Source organism: Pseudomonas simiae (assembly GCF_000934565.1).
Lineage (GTDB): Bacteria > Pseudomonadota > Gammaproteobacteria > Pseudomonadales > Pseudomonadaceae > Aquipseudomonas > Aquipseudomonas simiae.
Window position 1 is genome coordinate 319,664 of sequence record NZ_CP010896.1, and the last position, 16,153, is coordinate 335,816.

General features: G+C 54.9%; 14 protein-coding genes, 1 tRNA gene and 2 pseudogenes. 6 read left to right on the forward strand and 11 right to left on the reverse strand.

From position 1 onward, the window contains the following. Positions 1 to 341: 341 nt before the first annotated feature. On the forward strand, positions 342 to 1,211 hold the full coding sequence (locus tag PF1751_RS01425; RefSeq protein ID WP_044286480.1) for an AraC family transcriptional regulator: 870 nt from the start codon (positions 342 to 344) through the stop codon (positions 1,209 to 1,211). Between the two features lie 287 nt (positions 1,212 to 1,498). Here the strand turns inward: PF1751_RS01425 and PF1751_RS29710 are convergent. Continuing rightward, positions 1,499 to 1,606: pseudogene (locus PF1751_RS29710) on the reverse strand (integrase); the annotation flags it as partial. Between PF1751_RS29710 and PF1751_RS01430 the strand changes: the two are divergent. The 3 genes and pseudogenes from PF1751_RS01430 to PF1751_RS01440 form a co-directional block, all read left to right on the forward strand. Further along, positions 1,605 to 1,850, forward strand: a pseudogene (locus PF1751_RS01430) (baseplate complex protein); the annotation flags it as partial. The pseudogenes PF1751_RS29710 and PF1751_RS01430 overlap by 2 nt on opposite strands. Then, positions 1,847 to 2,551: a hypothetical protein gene (locus tag PF1751_RS01435; protein WP_044286482.1), complete on the forward strand. Its 705-nt coding sequence runs from the start codon at positions 1,847 to 1,849 to the stop codon at positions 2,549 to 2,551. The pseudogene PF1751_RS01430 and the gene PF1751_RS01435, both read left to right, overlap by 4 nt. Continuing rightward, positions 2,524 to 3,498 carry a hypothetical protein gene (locus tag PF1751_RS01440; protein ID WP_044286483.1) on the forward strand — a complete coding sequence of 325 codons (975 nt, stop codon included), beginning with the start codon at positions 2,524 to 2,526 and terminating at the stop codon, positions 3,496 to 3,498. The genes PF1751_RS01435 and PF1751_RS01440 overlap by 28 nt, the downstream gene beginning before the upstream one ends. 44 nt (positions 3,499 to 3,542) lie before the next feature. Here PF1751_RS01440 and PF1751_RS01445 read toward each other — a convergent pair whose 3' ends face one another. From PF1751_RS01445 to PF1751_RS01465, 5 genes are all read right to left on the reverse strand, one after another. After that, the gene (locus PF1751_RS01445) at positions 3,543 to 6,206 is read right to left on the reverse strand and encodes a TrlF family AAA-like ATPase (RefSeq protein WP_044286484.1); all 2,664 of its coding nucleotides are present in this window, start codon (positions 6,204 to 6,206) and stop codon (positions 3,543 to 3,545) included. Between the two features lie 533 nt (positions 6,207 to 6,739). Continuing rightward, positions 6,740 to 7,096, reverse strand: coding sequence for a hypothetical protein (locus tag PF1751_RS01450; RefSeq protein ID WP_044286486.1), 357 nt, complete (start codon positions 7,094 to 7,096; stop codon positions 6,740 to 6,742). Positions 7,097 to 7,681: 585 nt separating this feature from the next. Beyond that, positions 7,682 to 8,485, reverse strand: coding sequence for a hypothetical protein (locus PF1751_RS01455; RefSeq protein ID WP_044286487.1), 804 nt, complete (start codon positions 8,483 to 8,485; stop codon positions 7,682 to 7,684). 112 nt (positions 8,486 to 8,597) lie between these two features. Beyond that, a tRNA-Thr gene (locus PF1751_RS01460) sits at positions 8,598 to 8,673 on the reverse strand. A gap of 123 nt (positions 8,674 to 8,796) precedes the next feature. Beyond that, positions 8,797 to 9,030, reverse strand: a complete 234-nt coding sequence (locus PF1751_RS01465; protein ID WP_044286488.1) for a DUF2790 domain-containing protein — start codon at positions 9,028 to 9,030, stop codon at positions 8,797 to 8,799. A gap of 453 nt (positions 9,031 to 9,483) precedes the next feature. On the opposite strand from PF1751_RS01465, the gene bcsQ (PF1751_RS01470) reads away from it, so the two are divergent. After that, positions 9,484 to 10,329 (forward strand): cellulose biosynthesis protein BcsQ, encoded by an 846-nt coding sequence (bcsQ, locus tag PF1751_RS01470; RefSeq protein ID WP_031290894.1) that lies wholly within the window; start codon positions 9,484 to 9,486, stop codon positions 10,327 to 10,329. A 206-nt stretch (positions 10,330 to 10,535) separates the two neighbouring features. Then, positions 10,536 to 11,456, forward strand: a complete 921-nt coding sequence (gene bcsQ, locus PF1751_RS01475; RefSeq protein WP_021492201.1) for a cellulose biosynthesis protein BcsQ — start codon at positions 10,536 to 10,538, stop codon at positions 11,454 to 11,456. A gap of 239 nt (positions 11,457 to 11,695) precedes the next feature. On the opposite strand, the gene PF1751_RS01480 is transcribed toward bcsQ (PF1751_RS01475), so the two are convergent. The 5 genes from PF1751_RS01480 to PF1751_RS01500 form a co-directional block, all read right to left on the reverse strand. Beyond that, on the reverse strand, positions 11,696 to 12,883 hold the full coding sequence (locus PF1751_RS01480; protein WP_010213914.1) for a methyltransferase: 1,188 nt from the start codon (positions 12,881 to 12,883) through the stop codon (positions 11,696 to 11,698). Then, the gene (locus PF1751_RS01485; RefSeq protein WP_029529264.1) at positions 12,864 to 13,553 is read right to left on the reverse strand and encodes an ABC transporter permease; all 690 of its coding nucleotides are present in this window, start codon (positions 13,551 to 13,553) and stop codon (positions 12,864 to 12,866) included. Before PF1751_RS01485 ends, PF1751_RS01480 begins: the two co-directional genes overlap by 20 nt. Positions 13,554 to 13,591: 38 nt before the next feature. Next, positions 13,592 to 14,287, reverse strand: a complete 696-nt coding sequence (locus PF1751_RS01490) for an ABC transporter permease (RefSeq protein ID WP_010213911.1) — start codon at positions 14,285 to 14,287, stop codon at positions 13,592 to 13,594. Positions 14,288 to 14,361: 74 nt separating this feature from the next. Continuing rightward, a complete protein-coding gene (locus PF1751_RS01495) occupies positions 14,362 to 15,114 on the reverse strand; it encodes an ABC transporter substrate-binding protein (protein ID WP_010213907.1) in 753 nt (250 codons plus the stop codon). Between the two features lie 13 nt (positions 15,115 to 15,127). Further along, positions 15,128 to 15,901, reverse strand: a complete 774-nt coding sequence (locus PF1751_RS01500; protein WP_010213906.1) for an ABC transporter ATP-binding protein — start codon at positions 15,899 to 15,901, stop codon at positions 15,128 to 15,130. Positions 15,902 to 16,153: the final 252 nt, after the last annotated feature.

Here is a 16,153-nt window from a genome sequence, read left to right on the forward strand (position 1 = left end):
ACTTATGGCGTTCGGTGGAATCGAACTCGGGATTTTTTTGATGCCAGCACATTGTCGGTCTGCAAGTCATTCAGAGCCGCATACGGAAGGGTAAACCTCCCGAATTCGAACGTTGATGATCATCTCTTCCGTCGAGAATAGGCAGGAATCCGCCAAAAGCTGCCGTGGCGACAGGCAACAGACGGTCAGAAGTGGACACCTGGATGCCCCCGACCTTTGCATCGCCTTGGAAGAGATCACATTGGCCAACCCAAAACGCACCTTGAGCAAACGCGGCTAGGCGCGTTCACGCCGTTATAGTCGACTCTATTGCCGACCGTACGTCCCGGAGCCTTTTCCCAGTGTCTGACATGCCGACCAACTTCGCTTACACAAAACGCTTCAACGCCGTACTCGCCTACATTGATGCCAATCTCGAAGGTGACCTGTCGGTGAAGACGTTGAGCCATGTGGCGAACTTTTCGGCGTTTCACTTCCATCGGCAATTCACCGCGTTCGTAGGAGTGACTGTTTCGCGTTATGTGCAACTGATGCGGCTACGACGCGCGGCCCATCGCTTGGCCTCCCTCGCTGATCACTCGGTACTGGACGCCGCACTCGGTGCCGGCTTTGAAAGTCCCGAGGCATTTTGCAGGGCGTTCAGGCGGGCGTTCGGTATGACGCCGAGTGCGTTCGGGAAAGAACCGAACTGGCAGGTCTGGAGTACGGTATTCGCAATCCCTCACTTTTCCAGGACTATCATCATGCAAGTACGAATCGTGGAATTCCCTGAAGTCAGGGTAGCAACGCTTGAGCACTGCGGACCCGCCGGGCTCGTCAATGAGAGCGTACGCAAGTTCATCGAGTGGCGTATGCAGAGCGGACAGTCGCCGGTGGCGTCGAGTCGCACCTTTGGCATTCCCTATGGCAACCCCGATACGACACCTCCACAAGAATTCCGCTTCGCAATCTGCGGCGAGATTCACGAGGCCGTGGCGTCGAATGAGTTCGGTGTGCACGAGATCGTCATTCCTGGCGGTCGCTGCGTCGTGGTGCGACACACGGGGTCACCGGATCACATCGGCGAAACGATCTATCCGATTTACCGCGATTGGCTTCCGGCCAGCGGAGAGGAACTTCGTGACCAGCCGCTGTTCTTTCATTACCTGAGCGCCTATCCCGAGACACCGCAGGATCAATGGCAAACTGATGTGTATGTTCCGCTGCAATAGCGGAGCAAGCAGCTTTCGACCCTGGCGGACGTTGACGAATGTCCGCGCAGCAATGTGACAGGTTCTAGGGGGCGTTTCCAAACCCCAGAAACAACAAAGCCCTCGCATTTCTGCGAGGGCTTCGTTTTGTATGGTGCGGCACCAGGAGTCGAACCCGGGACCTACTGATTACAAGCTAGGTGCTCAGAATATACAAATCAATGAGTTACGAGATTCCTTGTTACGTGCGGACGCGCCAAAGCCCGCGTAGATAGCGGGCTCTGGTTCGCTTGTTACGTGGGGTTTGCTCAGTCTGCAGACGGTGAGACTGTGGGGATGCTCAGGTCGTAGACGTCCATCATCTTGGGGTCACGATGGCCGCTGGCCTCTTGCTTGTCCGCTCGGTTGCCAACGGTGAGCGCCCGGGAAGATGACAACCTGCGCGCCTGGCTGATCCAGTTCACCCTGACCGAAAAGCTCTCCAATCCGGAAAAAGTGGAAGGGCGCCGATCGGGCAACGCGGTGACGGCGCAGTCTGGACCGGGCGGCGCGGTAGGTGGCACCGGTGGCGACACACCTGGTGGCCCCGAAGAGCTGACCGGCTTTGAAGCCACGCTGAAAAAGGTGGATACCTGGTTAGGCGGGAGTCCCAAGGCATGAAGCTCCACAAGGAATTGACCATCAGCGGGGTGCCTTATGTCCTGGTCAAAAACGAAGTCCGGCTGGATGCGAAAAGCCCAGGCCGGGCGACGTTCACGATTCAGGCTACGGCGCCGGTCAAGGGGCTGGTGACACTCGATATCGGCTACAACAGCAGTACGCTGCAGCGACACTTCATTGGCTACGTCGAGCGCAGCAGCACGGCCAGCAGCACCCAGCAGGTGCTGTTCTGTCGCGAGCTGGCCGCGATCCTGGCCAACCCGCTGCCGCTGAACCTGCGTCACGTCGACCTGCGCGCCGTCCTGGTCGAGATCGGCCAGCACACCGGTTTGCGCTTCCGCGTCCCGGAACAGCCGTATGCCAGCGTCAAGGCGCCATTTTTCTACAGCCTGGCCGCCGGCTATCAAGCCATGGACAGCCTGGCCCGGGTTTTCAATATCCCCGACTTCATCTGGCAGCAGCAGGGTGACGGGGAAGTGTTCGTGGGCAGTTGGGCCGACAGCTTCTTTGGCGTTCGCCCGCCGCTGCAGCTGCCGGTGGAACTGTTCGACGACTACCAGGGCAATCAGAGCGCGATGATTGCGGCCCTTCCGGGGTTGCGACCAGGTGCAACAATCAACCACGGCGAGCGCATCACCAGTGTCGCGCTCATCGACAACCAGATGGCCATCCGATGGACGACGCAATCCGCCGCAGCGTAGAACGACAATTCCCTGAACTCACGGGCGGTTACCACCTGCCACGCTTTGCCAGGGTTGTCGCCGTGGCCGATGCGCCCGCCGGCTCCGGGATCTGCGACGACTTCCGCCCACGCTACGCGGTCGACATCGAGGTCATGGGCCCGGACGGGGAGCCAGACACCAAGCTTCCGATCCTGGCCGGTGTGCCTCTGCCGCTGCCCACTGGTGGCGAGGAAATGGGCATCTATGCGTTCCCCGAGGAAGGTACCCAGGTTGTGGTGTGCTTTGCCTACGGCCTGCCGCACAAGCCCTATATCCAAACCATTCTGCCCCACGGCCTGAGCATGCCCAGTGTCCCGAAGGGTGACCAGGTGTGGCAGCACAGCGAAGCCTGTCAGCAGCGTGTCGACGCGGACGGCAATTGGCTGCGCCAGACTGACGGCAAGATCCTGGACAAGGCGATCGAGCGGGAAGTAGAGGCGATGGGCAACACCGAGCGGTTCCAGAGCCATACCAGGACGGTGGACGACCATTCAACCGAATCGGTAGGAGGCATCAAGACCGTTGAAGCCCTGGGCGCGCTCAAGCTGCTATCGGGTGGTTCTGCGAGCCTGGCGGCGGTGGATGATCTGCACCAGGCGACCGGGCGGGATCTGAACCTGGTGGTGGGGCAGAAGCACAACGCCACGGTGGGTGGCGATATGGAGGAAAGGATTCATGGGCTTCGAATGAGCGTGACGCGACTGGGTCAAAGTTTTGAAGCACCAAAAACTTGGTTAGGTTCAACAGAAATCAACTTTTTGGCCGTAGCATGCGAACTTTTGGGCTTAGTTGAACAAATGAACTATCAGTTGGCGGAGCATAAGCATGGTGAGGGGGCAGTTCCGAACAATGCGCAGTTTTTCAGCACCGCCGGGGCGAGTGTCAAAAAATTAAGCAACGATATGGAATCCATTACTTTGCGCTGAAGTTAATAAGCGAGGCTGCCATATGCAGCCTCGCTGGAGAGTATTCAGATACCGTATTTTCTCTCTCTTCTTTCAAATGCAGTATGCCCTCCTTCTAATATGGAGCAAACCTTAGCTCTAACTCCGGTGCCGCTTTTAACGTCACCATCTTCTAATGCACCTGAGCTGTATGTAATAAGTTCTCCATCGTTATCTGCAACTATAACTTGCTCGGCATCCGAGTTTACAACAAGATTTGCATTGTGCGTGACAATGATTACTTGTCTGTATTTTTTGATGACGTTGAATAGTGGTACTAGTTGAGTAACTATAAATTCGTTATCGAGATCGTCTTCAGGTTGGTCAAAGATAAATGGACTGCCGAAAGGATCCGTTGCCAGCTTCAGACATACATAAAATGTTCCGCGTTGGCCTACGGACAGTTTGTTGACCGGTTTTGCTTTGTAAGTAAACTCGGCGTTTACATATAAGAAAGATTTTATGTTTTCAGGGGAGAATAAGTAGTTTATTAGTTCGTATCTTCCCCCTTGGTTAAAATATTCATCCTTCCAGAAAAATTCTTCAATGGATATAAATTTATCATCAACATTCATTATCTTCTGACCTGTAAGTAGCCTGAAGAAATCATCTTTGCTCCGTACGCAAAAAGTTGAATCAAGTTTTTCTTTAGTGGTTTTCTCAGCGGAACCTCTAAATTTGCCTCTGTTTACACAGCGTTCTAATCCGTTGTAGAATTTTTCAATGTCAAATACAATCGTGCCGATAATGTTGATATCTCTGAGGATATGTTGAACTAACCCATTTTGTTCCTCGTTCCATTCAGGGTTGGGTTGCTGAAGGCGACCGAATGCTATATCTATCTCAAGTCGCATGTTTTCAATGTATGAATTGTAATGGCCCCCAAGCTCGCCTCGTCTGGCTACGTATCTATGATATTCTCTTGTCTTTAAGTCTATTTCATTAAGTTTGTCTTTCGCCAGATCTATTGCATATTGATATTCGGTGATTTTATGTAGTAGGGATGAAATGTCTTGGTTTATGCCTTGTTTTGCAAACTCTGCACGAATTTGTTCGTTGTCCCTGCTAAGTTCTAATATTTTAGCATCGGCGGAGATGTTGTTCAGATTCATCGTTTGCGTGATTTGATCCACCACTATGAATGGAACTTTTGTTAGTGAATCTCGATAGTCGTTGTATTCAACAAGCTTTTCATTGAGTTTGCCAATGGTTCGAATCAATTCTGATAGTATTTCAGCGGACCGGCCTGTAAACGCCTTCTTCTCATTTATTGTGCTTGAGTTTGCTTGGTATCGTTCTATTAATGCGTGGTTTTGCGGGTTCGTCAGGGTGCTTATAAGTTGGGTATTCTTTTCTATTATTGAATTTTGATACCCCGGTTTATTGATTTGGGCGCCATTTGCATCCTTTGCGTTCCAATACTCTACAAAAGCTCTATAATCTCCAAGAATTTGCACTAGTTCTTGTGAAATTACTGGGTCAAAGGGGATTGAGCGTATTCCTAGCATCCGTTTAATTTCGTTGCTAAGAGAAATAGGGTCTTTGCTGTAGCTATGTATGTTTCCTTGTGAGACGTGAAGGTACGTATAGGCGTCTTCTGTTAAGCTATCGAACTCAATATCTGCGCCGTCTACGCCGCCTTGATTTAGAGTGATTGATAAATTCTCGACATTTACCCCTCTAACTCTCTCTGTTCCTTGGCAGTTTCCTAGTCTTGAAAATACAGCGTCAAGTAGTAAGCTTTTGCCTGTTCCTCTTCCGCCAATTATTGCGACCATGTTAGGGTTTAGTAAGATGTCTTGGTGTGAAAATTTTATGTCGCCATCTTCAAAGATTTTACCCTGTACCGATATCTTTCTAAAATAAGGTTTGATGAAAGAGCGTTCTACAAAGTCATCAGTTTGCTGGACTCTATCGGAAGGTTCAAAAACGGATTGTCGGAGCCCTTGAAAGTTTGGTTTGGCTTTCACCCAAGTGTACTTTTCTCCTATCTGTTCGATTGCATGAGCGTCTGAACAGTTGAAAACTGGTTTTGCAATAGCCCCTTCGAAGCGATCGGTTAGGAGGAAAAAGCCACGGTCTCTCGGCCTGCCGAATATTACATGGCTAAATTTGTCAATTTCCAAAGCTACCGCTACTGACCGCCCCTCTTTTCTATCTGGTTGAAACCCTCCGTATCCATTCGGGCACATGGCGACTATGAAGTCTTTCCCAGCAATCAAGTTTTCCTCAAGATGCTTTATCAGAAGTCTTGGGTCGATAACTATTTCGCCCGCGTTTACACCACAGTTTTTAAATGACTCTTCAGAGCACCATATGCTCTTACCTTCCGTAGTGGTGTTGGTTACTGGAAATTTGGATAAGAGTTCATTAATGGTTTTGGTCGCAATCGTTTCTGAGAAGATAATGTGGATGTTGATCCACTCTCCATCTTTATTTGGTTGGTTAATTCTGAATTCGATATTTCCGAGAACTACAGCTTTAGCGTCGGCTTCATAAAGAGCAGACCGGATAATTTCGAGTTCGTCTTCTTTGAAGAAGAAATAATTTGTTATTCCTATTAGAGATAGCTCTGCGCTCTTTATGGCTTGTGCATACTCTCTAATGTCGGACTTTCCATAGTTGTTGTTTAGGTTGGTAAAAGGGGAGTGTAGGTGGAGATCCCATTTGTTCCATACAGAGCCTATCATTGAAAGTCCCTTTGTCTTATCTCGCAGATTATATGGCGAACGTAAGACTATAGCCGCATGCTGGCGATTTGCCTACGGCTTGTATGGAGCACCTTGAATCAAAAATACGACACAAAAAATGACGTCAAAATATTTTCTTCATAAGAAAAAAATGTATAAAAAAGCACTTATCCCCCTCCCGCCGACGGGGTTTGTGTCCTTTTTTTGTGCAAACCCGGATGTAGTACAAACGAACCGGCAGCCCAGGCGGGCCGGGGCGCTCTGCGGGCGATCGGCAGTTTCACAGATTGCAAAATTTTGAAGAGAAGTGCAGTGCGGTTGCACAGCGGTGCAGCAGACGACTACGAACGGGTCAGGGCTGGAGGCCCCGGTTTCATTGGGTCGAAAATTTTAAAACATTCGAACCAGGCGGTTTTCAGAATCGCAACCGGTCGAAAGTGCACGTCATTGCAGGTACAGGGCGTGTCTCAGGATATGCAGGGAGTTGCCCGCCGGCTGGGCCTGGCAGGCTGATTACATGGGGGAGAGGGGTTTCAAACTTTTGCAGCGGCGCCGCGTACATGAGGAAGGGCGCCGAGGCGTTCCAGGCGGGCGAATTCCGCTTCTACCAAAGGGACCAGCAACTGGTTCAATGAGCCATAAAGTGTGTCGGCCTGATGTCGAGTCAGTCGTTTTACCGTGCCGGTCACGCCGCTGGCGCAGCACACGCAATCGGGATCAATCCCGAGGATGTCCAGCGCACCATCTATATAGCCTCGCAGGTAGTCAGCACGGTTGAACAGAATCAGGCTGGCCGGTCCTTCCTGGTAGTCCCAATGGACCTCCCACAGGGCGCCTTTTTTGATGACTTCAATTTTTGGAATGGGAGCGACGGAGCTGGGCTTTGTCATGGTGTTCTCCGGATTAAAGTCACGAGGCGAGAGCAGTCTGGTGGGGCGTGCCTGAACGGCTGCTGAAAACTTTTCCAGGTACACCCCCTCCTGACACGTAAGTGGCGTAAGCGGGTCGAGAAACGCCTGAAAAGCCCCGGATTCATTGGGGGGCGTCACTTACAGTCACGTCGTCAAAAAGTGTAAGTCAGGAAAGCGGATCAAAAAAACCCTTTGAAAACAGTAGGTTGCTGACTCCGTCACTTACAGTCACGAACTGTTCGGCGCCGACACTGATCTGACAGTCTACTTACGGTTTAGAAATGGCTCTAAGCTATTGAAATATAAGGGATAGAGATAGATAAAAAATCTCACTTACACTTCTTACGCACTTTTGATGGGTGCACCGAAAAAATTTTCCCGTATGTAGAGAGGGTGACGCATGACGTGTTCAGACATTACCGTGGCGCTGGATTTGCGGGCTACTGGTTATCCCACACCCGTTGATCGAAGCCTGCTGCCAGCATCTGAGTAATACTTTCATATCAGCTTGAACCGTGCGCTGGAGCATATTTAGCACCAGGTGCAGGGGAGTGCCCATAAGGCTTACTCGAGAGCTTCGGTGTGGAGACTCTTGGGGTACTTACGCCTTGTCCAAAACCTGTTGTTGAGCCACATACCCACGAATGCGCCCAGAAACGAGTAGAAGAAAAGCCCGCTGTCTGGATTGGTAAGGAAAAATGCTGGTCGTGGTCCGTAGACAGCGGCGAGGAAGCCTCCCACAGCCATAACTGGCGGAGACAGAATCCAGGTGATAGAGCGCAATTTGCCTGACGTTTTCTTCTGGGGTTTGGGCCGCGTGAATTGGCCAAGGTTTCGAAAACCCTGTGGGAGACCTTTCAAGGTGCCTTTTATGCTGGGTTTTCGATCAGTGCTGGTATGCAGAACCTCCACCACAACGCCATCGTTTTTATCGAGGAAGTTGAAGGTGAACTCCATCTCACTAACGTCTCCGTCTGGCGGCTTTGGAATTGAGAAGTCGTTTACCGCCCGAGTCGATTTCAGTATTACGGCGGATAGGATCCGTCCGTCGCCTCCAACATGGAAGCGGAGCGGATCCTTAGCAACGATATCTTCACCATTAATGGTGTTCTCGCCACTGTTCCAGAGAATCAGAATGGATTTGGTTAGACGAGGAATACTGATGCCGTTGTATTGAACGACTATCTCTGGTGGTAGCGCGTCTGAGGCGCTCCCCAGGAGATGCTCTCCCAGGTAGACATAGGCCAAGCTGGTTCGTCTGCGAGTCCATAGGTAAGTAAGGACCGCGATTACGATGCCTGTAATCCCAAGCAACGTGCCAAGCCAGCTTTTTTCCAGGAGGCCCTGCGCATAGTCGATCCACGACATAACCGTATCCCTACAGATGATGAGGAAGCGAAAACTGGTTGCTTGTTACGTGCCTTGTTACGTATTGCACAAAAAACAAAGGCCTGCATCGCTGCAAGCCTTTGTTTTTAAATGGTGCCGGCACCAGGAGTCGAACCCGGGACCTACTGATTACAAGTCAGTTGCTCTACCAACTGAGCTATACCGGCGTGTTAGGGCGACGATTATAGCGATTGGCGAGGTTCTGTAAACCCCTGAATTCTGACTATTTTTGCAAACCTGCAGGTTTTTTCGTCTTGTGCGGTTTACGGGGTGTGGCGGGGCTTCTTTCTTCAGCTTCCGTCGGCGCAGTTGTCGGCGAATTTGCCGTAGTTCAGGACGTGTTTTTGGCCGTGGGAGTCCAGGTAGGTCATGTGGGTATTGACCACGCCGCAGGAGGCGGCGTTGTCCTCCACGGTGGCGACGATGCGTTGGATGTCTGGCTTCGGCTTTGTGTCGGCGTGGGCGTTGAGGGTGAAGGCGAGCAGGCTGGCGGCGATGAAGATGTTCCAGTTGTTGGGGTTCATGGGTGCGTCCTCGGTGCAGGTCAATAGTGGGTGTGGGTCCTATTGAATGCCGGGGAGGTATATGGGGTGTGTCGCAAAACTCGGGTTTTGTTTCGTTTTGTATGGGGCGTGTGCCGAGTTACATGCCAATACGCGTCGGGCGAAATGATTGATAAGTTGATCAAAAAATACGCTAAATAAATATAAGCATTTGATTATTATAAGAAAAACTATAAGTCATATAAATGGCGCCAAGCCGCTCATCTGAAACAAGTTAGCTGAAATCATCAAAATACTGACACTATCAAGGTGATATCACACAATGCGCGCCTTATTTTATTCAACCATTTAAAGGGGGGAGCAAAGGCAGTGAGTCGCGCAGATGACATTTCCAAACTATACGACGCACTGACTGGCCCCCTCCGTGTTGATCAGCCCCAGGTCGATGAGCCAGTTTCGCCTGGCTTGCAAAGCTTGCTCGATCAGCTGAATCAGGGCGCAGCCCCGCATCTTTATCCGCTTGAACTGGGTGAGGGGACGCTGTGCGACGTGTATTCGGAGGCAGCGGCGCCCAAGGTTGTGGTGGTGGTCTCCGCCAAGGGTGGAGTTGGCCGCACCACGCTCACAGCGGCACTCGCCAGCAGCCTGCAGCGACAGGGCCATCCTGCGCTCGCGCTGGACCTGGACCCGCAAGACGGACTGCGCCATCACCTGGCGCCCGGTGTGAATATGGCGGGCATTGGCGCGACCAGCCTGCTCAACAAAACCTGGGAAGCGTTACCGGTTCGTGGTTTTGCCGGATGCCGGGTAGTGGCGTTCGGTGAAACCGACCCGGTGCAACAGCAAAGCTTGAATCGTTGGCTGGGCCAGGATCTGGAGTTTCTGGCCAAGCGTCTGGATGGGATGAAATTGAGTGGCCGGGACACGCTGATCATCGATGTGCCGGCAGGCAATACCGTATACCTGAGCCAGGCTATGTCGGTTGCCGACGTGGTGTTGGTGGTGGTGCAAGCGGATGTCGCGTCATTTCGCAGCCTGACTCAAATGGACCGTGTGCTTGCCCCTTACCTGGACCACGCGAAGTCACCGTACCGCTTCTACGTGATCAACCAGGTTGACCCTGCTCATCGGTTCAGCCAGGACATGGTCGACGTATTCAAGCTTCGCCTGGGGGAGGCCGTGCTTGGAACCCTCCAGCGCGATCCCGCGTTTATCGAAGCTCAGGCTTACGGGCGCGACCCCCTCGATCCGGTGAGCAACAGTGCCGCGTGCCGGGATCTGAGTAGTCTATGTCGCGAATTGCTCAAACGAATCAATTAAGCGCCTACTCGTTGAAGAGGCTTGAGCCATTAAATTGACGATTTGCCGCTTATCTAAAAAATGAGCAGGTTTATCATCAAAATAATGACACTTTGTCAGTGCTGTCACAGAATGCGACAACAGAGACGCCGATAATAAGACCTGCGGTGAGCCTTCTACTTGCCGACCCTTCACGTCTTTAAGCCGCGTCGTGGGGAGTTCGGGCCATGAGCCTTGCTAACGAGTTTTTCGTGTTGTTCGGTAAAAATGTCACGCGAGATGCCCAAGGGCTCAACGCACGGCTGCATTTTTTCGGCAGCATTCCCGTCGAGGATGGCAGCCCCGTTTCGAGCACCCGCGAAGACGTGCCGTCAATGAATGTCCGCGCGGCGCGGCCCACCGTGGTGGCTTTGGTCTCCGTCAATGGCGGCGTGGGTCGCAGCACTCTGGCTACGGCCTTGAGCAGCGGCTTGCAGCGCCAGGGCGAGTCGGTGGTGGCCTTGGACCTTGACCCGCAAAATGCCCTGCGTCATCACTTCGGGGTCAGCCCGGATGCAGAGGGACTCGGCCCTGCCAGCTTGCAGAACGCGCAATGGGCGGCGATCCAGCAGCCTGGTTTCGCTGGCTGCAAGGTGATCACCTTCGGTAGCACCAGTACCCGGCAGCAAGAAAGCCTGCAGCGCTGGCTCACCCATGAGCCGGATTGGCTCGCACGGCGCCTGGAAGACTTGAGCTTGGGCGCGCGCCATACGCTGATCATCGATACCCCGGCCGGTAACAACGTTTACTTCCAGCAAGCGCTGAGCGTGGCCGATGTCGTGCTGGTCGTCACCCAGGCCGATGCAGCGTCGCTGGCCACCCTGGATCAACTGGATGCGCTGTTGGCGCCCCATCTGAAGCGCGAGCGCCCGCCGCGCGTGCATTTTGTGGTCAATCAAGTGGACGAGTGCAATGCGTTCAGCCTGGACATGGTCGAAGCATTCAAGCAGCGTTTGGGCAGCACCCTGTACGAGGTTCACCGTGATGTGGTCATCAGCGAATCCCTGGCTTTCAGCACCGACCCACTGGACAGCCAGTCGATGCGCCTGGCCGCTGACGATATCAATGACCTGTGCCGGTTGTTGAGGGTGTCGAAAAAATACGTCTAGAGCGCGGTTTATACGCTTAACGCCAGATGCTTATGCACAATCGGTTGGATGGCGGTGTCACGAAAAAGCCATTTTGTGGAGCCGTTCTCATCACGCCGCAACTGCCTGTTTTGCGTGCGTTTTATTTTGTGAACAAAAAATGACCAGCGCCGTTTATGAGCTGTAGTGCAGATGGTTACAGGCCCCGTAAAGAAATCATCAACAGAGTTATCCACAGGCTGCCTGCGACAATTTCGCCCTTAATCGCGCTCGGCAAGCACCATCAAGTTGCGCGGCGTCAGTGCGGGTTCGCAAAAGGTGCCTACTTGGACGTTGTAGCCGTTTTCGTCGAGAAACAATGCCCGATCCAGTACCAGCCACATTTCCAGTGGGCGCCGAAACAGACCACGCACCAGTTCCAAATTCCTGACCTCGGCCAGGCGGCGCCAGCCGTACGCTTCCAGCGCCGCCCAATCCTGTTCAGCTGTGGATAACCCTTTGAGGCCTGCCAGTTCCCGGCAATAGTCGGCAAAGGGTTTGTCCAGCCAACTGGCAGGCAGGGAGGGCGTTGGCAGGTATTGGTCGACGCCACGAAGGTCGCGTTGCAGTTGATCGAACCCCAGGCGTCGCGCCATGGACGTGTCCCGTTGCAGGCGCACGCGTTTGCCTGCGGTGACGGTTTCGCTCAGCGGCAGGCCGAGGTCATCGATCGACAGTTGCAGGCGTGACGCCCGGCCTGCATTGGACAGTGGCTGGTAGGCGTCAGCATGGATGCGGTTATAGCAGCACGGCGCCAGCGCCAGCTGTTTGCAGCCGGCCGCGCTGGCCAGGTGCAGCAGGCGCACATGCAGGTCGCCACAGGCATGCAGGGCGACGGGCGTGTGTTCGGGGGTGATCGCCACATCGGCCATCACGTCTTGCAGGCGATGGGTCACCGGCAAGCCATGATGGTTGCTCAAGGCCTGGCCTGTAGCGATCAGCGCAGGGTCGTATTCCAGGCAGGTCAGTGCCTGCCCGGTTTGTAACAGACGACGACCGAGGTGGCCCTTGCCCGCGCACCAGTCCAGCCAGTGTGTGGGTGTCTGTGCAAACTGCAGTGCCGCGCCAAAGGCTTCAATCTGTTCCCACTTGCGACCCGGAACATCCACATTCAGGCGATGGCGAGCGGCTTGCAGCGGGTGCATCGGTAACTTATCCACAGCACTGAGCTGCACGGCTTGCGCAGCAAGCTGTGGAAAAGGTGCAGGCGCGGCGAGGTCATGGGGATGGTTGTGACGGGCTTCGGCTTCGGCCAACGAGCGTTGGCGCAGCCACTGGGCGAGGTCGGGATGCTCGGCTTCCCAAGGTAACTGGCGATGCGTAAAGGGCCGTGGTTTCCACAGCCCTTGGTGCTCGATCAGGAACGCATCCAGCGCGTGGAAGCGGGCCTCAACGTCCTTGGCAAGCATCGACGCGCAGCCAGCGTTCCAGCAGCTTGAAGCCGCGTACCAGCACGTACGCCATCAACAGGTAGAACAGGCCGGCGGCGAAGAAGATCTCTACCGGCAGGTACGTACGGGCAATGATGGTCCGCGCCATGCCGGTCAATTCCAGCAGGGTGACGGTGCTGGCCAGGGCGCTGGCCTTGAGCATCAGGATCACTTCGTTGCTGTACGCCGGCAGGCCGATGCGCGAGGCGCGCGGCAGGATGATGTAGAACAGTGTCTTCGGCTTGGACATGCCCAGGGCGCGCGCGGCTTCAATCTCGCCCGGCGGGATGGCCTGGATCGCGCCGCGCAGGATCTCGGCGATGTAGGCGGCGGTGTGCAGGGTCATGGTGGCGGTGGCGCACCAGAACGGATCGCGCAGGTAGGGCCACATGAAGCTCTCGCGCACCGAGTCGAACTGCGCCAGGCCGTAGTAGACCAGGAACAACTGCACCAGCAACGGCGTGCCACGGAAGAAGAAAATGTAGGCATAGGGCAGGGCGCTGACATACCAGCGGCGCGAGGAGCGCGCGATACCCAGCGGAATTGCCAGCAACAGGCCGGCGATGACCGCAATGGCCACCAGCTCCAGGGTGAGGATGGCACCCTGGGCCAGCTTGGGCAGCCACTTGATGATCACGGCCCAGTTCAGGCCCAGGTCGAAATGCGCCAGCCAGCTGTAGTCGCCGCTCATTGGGTGCTCCTTGCAAAGCCGCGGGCGGCGCGTTTTTCCAGGAAGTGCATGCCGGTCATGGCCAGGACGGTCAGGCCCAGGTACATGAAGGCGGCGACCATGAAGAAGGTGAATGGCTGCTTGGTGACGGTCACGCCGATCTGCGCATGGCGCATGATTTCTTCCAGGCCGATCACCGATACCAGCGCGGTGTCTTTCATCAGGATCATGAACAGGTTGCCAAGGCCCGGTAGGGCGATGCGCCACATCTGCGGCATGATCAGCCGAGTGAAGATCCGGAACTTCGACAGCCCCAAGGCGATACCGGCTTCGCGGTGGCCTTTGGGAATGGCGAGGATCGCGCCACGGAACACTTCCGTTGCGTAGGCACCAAAGCACAGGCCCAGGGCGATCACCCCGGCGGCAAAGGCACTGAGGGAAAGGTCGGGGTTGCCAAAGAACTCCCCGAGGGCACGCATCAGGTTGACCGTGCCGAAGTAAATCAGCAGCACCCACAACAGCTCTGGAATACCGCGAACAATGGTCGAGTAAGCGCCGCCAAGCCATTGCAGCGGCTTGTACGGCGAAGTCTTGGCCAAGGCGCCGGCAAGGCCTAGCACCAGCCCCAGGCACAGGGCCGTGAGCGCCAGTTTGACGGTCATCAGCGCGCCAGCGGCGAGCGCCGGGCCGAATCCGTAGAGATCGAAATTCATGGTGTTTTCATATCGCGGCAGGCATTGCAAAAAGCCGACGCGCTCAACTGAGCGCGCCGGGCATACCGTTCAGATCATTCGATGCTGAAAGGGAAGTACTTGTCGTTGATCTTCTTGTAGGTGCCGTCTGCCTTGATCTCTGCCAGGGCTTTGTTCAGGCGCTCGCGCAGTGGGTCGCCCTTGCGTACGGCGATACCGATCTTGTCGCTTTCTACCACCGGGTCGCCTTTGAACTCGTAGGCCGAACCGTCTTTGCTCTTGAGCCATTCGTACTGCACGTACTTGTCAGCCAGGATGCCGTCCAGGCGACCGGAGGTCAGGTCGAGGTAGGCGTTTTCCTGGGTGTCGTACAGCTTGGCTTCGGTATCCGGCAGCTTGTCTTCCAGGTAAGTACCGGCCAACGTGGCGCGTTGTGCACCGATCACTTTGCCTTTGAGGTAAGCGGCGTCGGTCTTGAAGTCGGCGGTGGCTTTAGGCGCGATGAACTGCAGCTTGTTGGAGTAGTACGGGTCGGTGAAGTCGACGGCCGCCTTGCGCTCCTCGGTGATCGACAGCGAGGACACCAGGAAGTCGAACTTCTTGGCGTTCAGGGCCGGGATGATGCCGTCCCAGTCGGACACATACACTTCGCACTTCTCGACTTTCATCTTGGCGCACAGGGCGTCGCCGATGTCTTTGTCGAAGCCCACGACGTTGCCGCTGGCGTCTTTATTATTGAACGGCGGGTAGGCCGCTTCGATCCCCATTTTCAAGGTTTCTGCCATGGCCGTGGCGCTGAACGCCATCGAGACGGCCGCAGCCAGAAGGAATTTTTTATAGTTCTGCATGCATGTTGCTCCGTTAGCGGTTGCTGGACATGAATTGTTTGCAGCGCGCCGAAAGCGGGTTTTCAAACACCTGCTGTGGCGATCCTTGCTCTTCGACCAGGCCCTGGTGCAGGAACACCACTTCACTGGACACCTGACGGGCGAAGCCCATTTCATGGGTGACCAGCAGCATGGTGCGGCCTTCTTCGGCCAGTGCGCGGATCACATTAAGTACTTCCTGAACCATTTCCGGGTCAAGCGCCGAAGTGGGCTCATCGAACAGGATGACTTTAGGCTGCATCGCCAGAGTGCGCGCAATGGCCGCCCGTTGCTGCTGGCCGCCGGACAGTTGCGCGGGGTACGCGTGGCGTTTGTCGGCAATGCCGACCTTGGCCAGCAGGGCTTCGGCGACTTCGATGGCTTCGGCTTTGCTTTGGCCGAGCACACGGCGAGGGGCCTCGATGATGTTGTCGAGGATGCTCATGTGCGGCCACAGGTTAAAGTTTTGAAACACAAAACCGATTTCGCTGCGCAGGCGGTTGATCTGCTTGCCGTCGGCGGCCATCAATTCGCCGTTTTTCGCGGCCTTGAGCTTGAGTTCTTCACCGGCCACCAGGATCTGGCCCTGGTGCGGGTTTTCCAGCAGGTTGATGCAGCGCAGGAAGGTGGACTTGCCGGAACCGGAGGAACCCAGGATCGAGATCACATCGCCGTCGCGAGCGGTCAGCGAGATACCTTTGAGTACCTCCAGCTCACCATAGCGTTTATGCAAGTTGCGGATTTCAAGCGCGGGCGTGGCCTCGGCCATGTGGGGTCCTCATTGTGTTCATTGCAATCCTGCTGTTGGGCCGCCTTCCTGGCGAGGCGCCAAGCTAGCATAGCGTCTTGATGGCAGCCAACAGCGTGGCCGGCGGTAAACAGGTGGTGTGCGGCAGGGTGTCGCATCGGCACAGCAGCGTGTCGCGCCATCAACAACCGAACATCCGTTTGAACCTGAAAAACTGCAGGCTTCGCGTAAAAAAGGGCGCGATGGTGCCAGCTTTGGTCGGGTGTTGGAAGG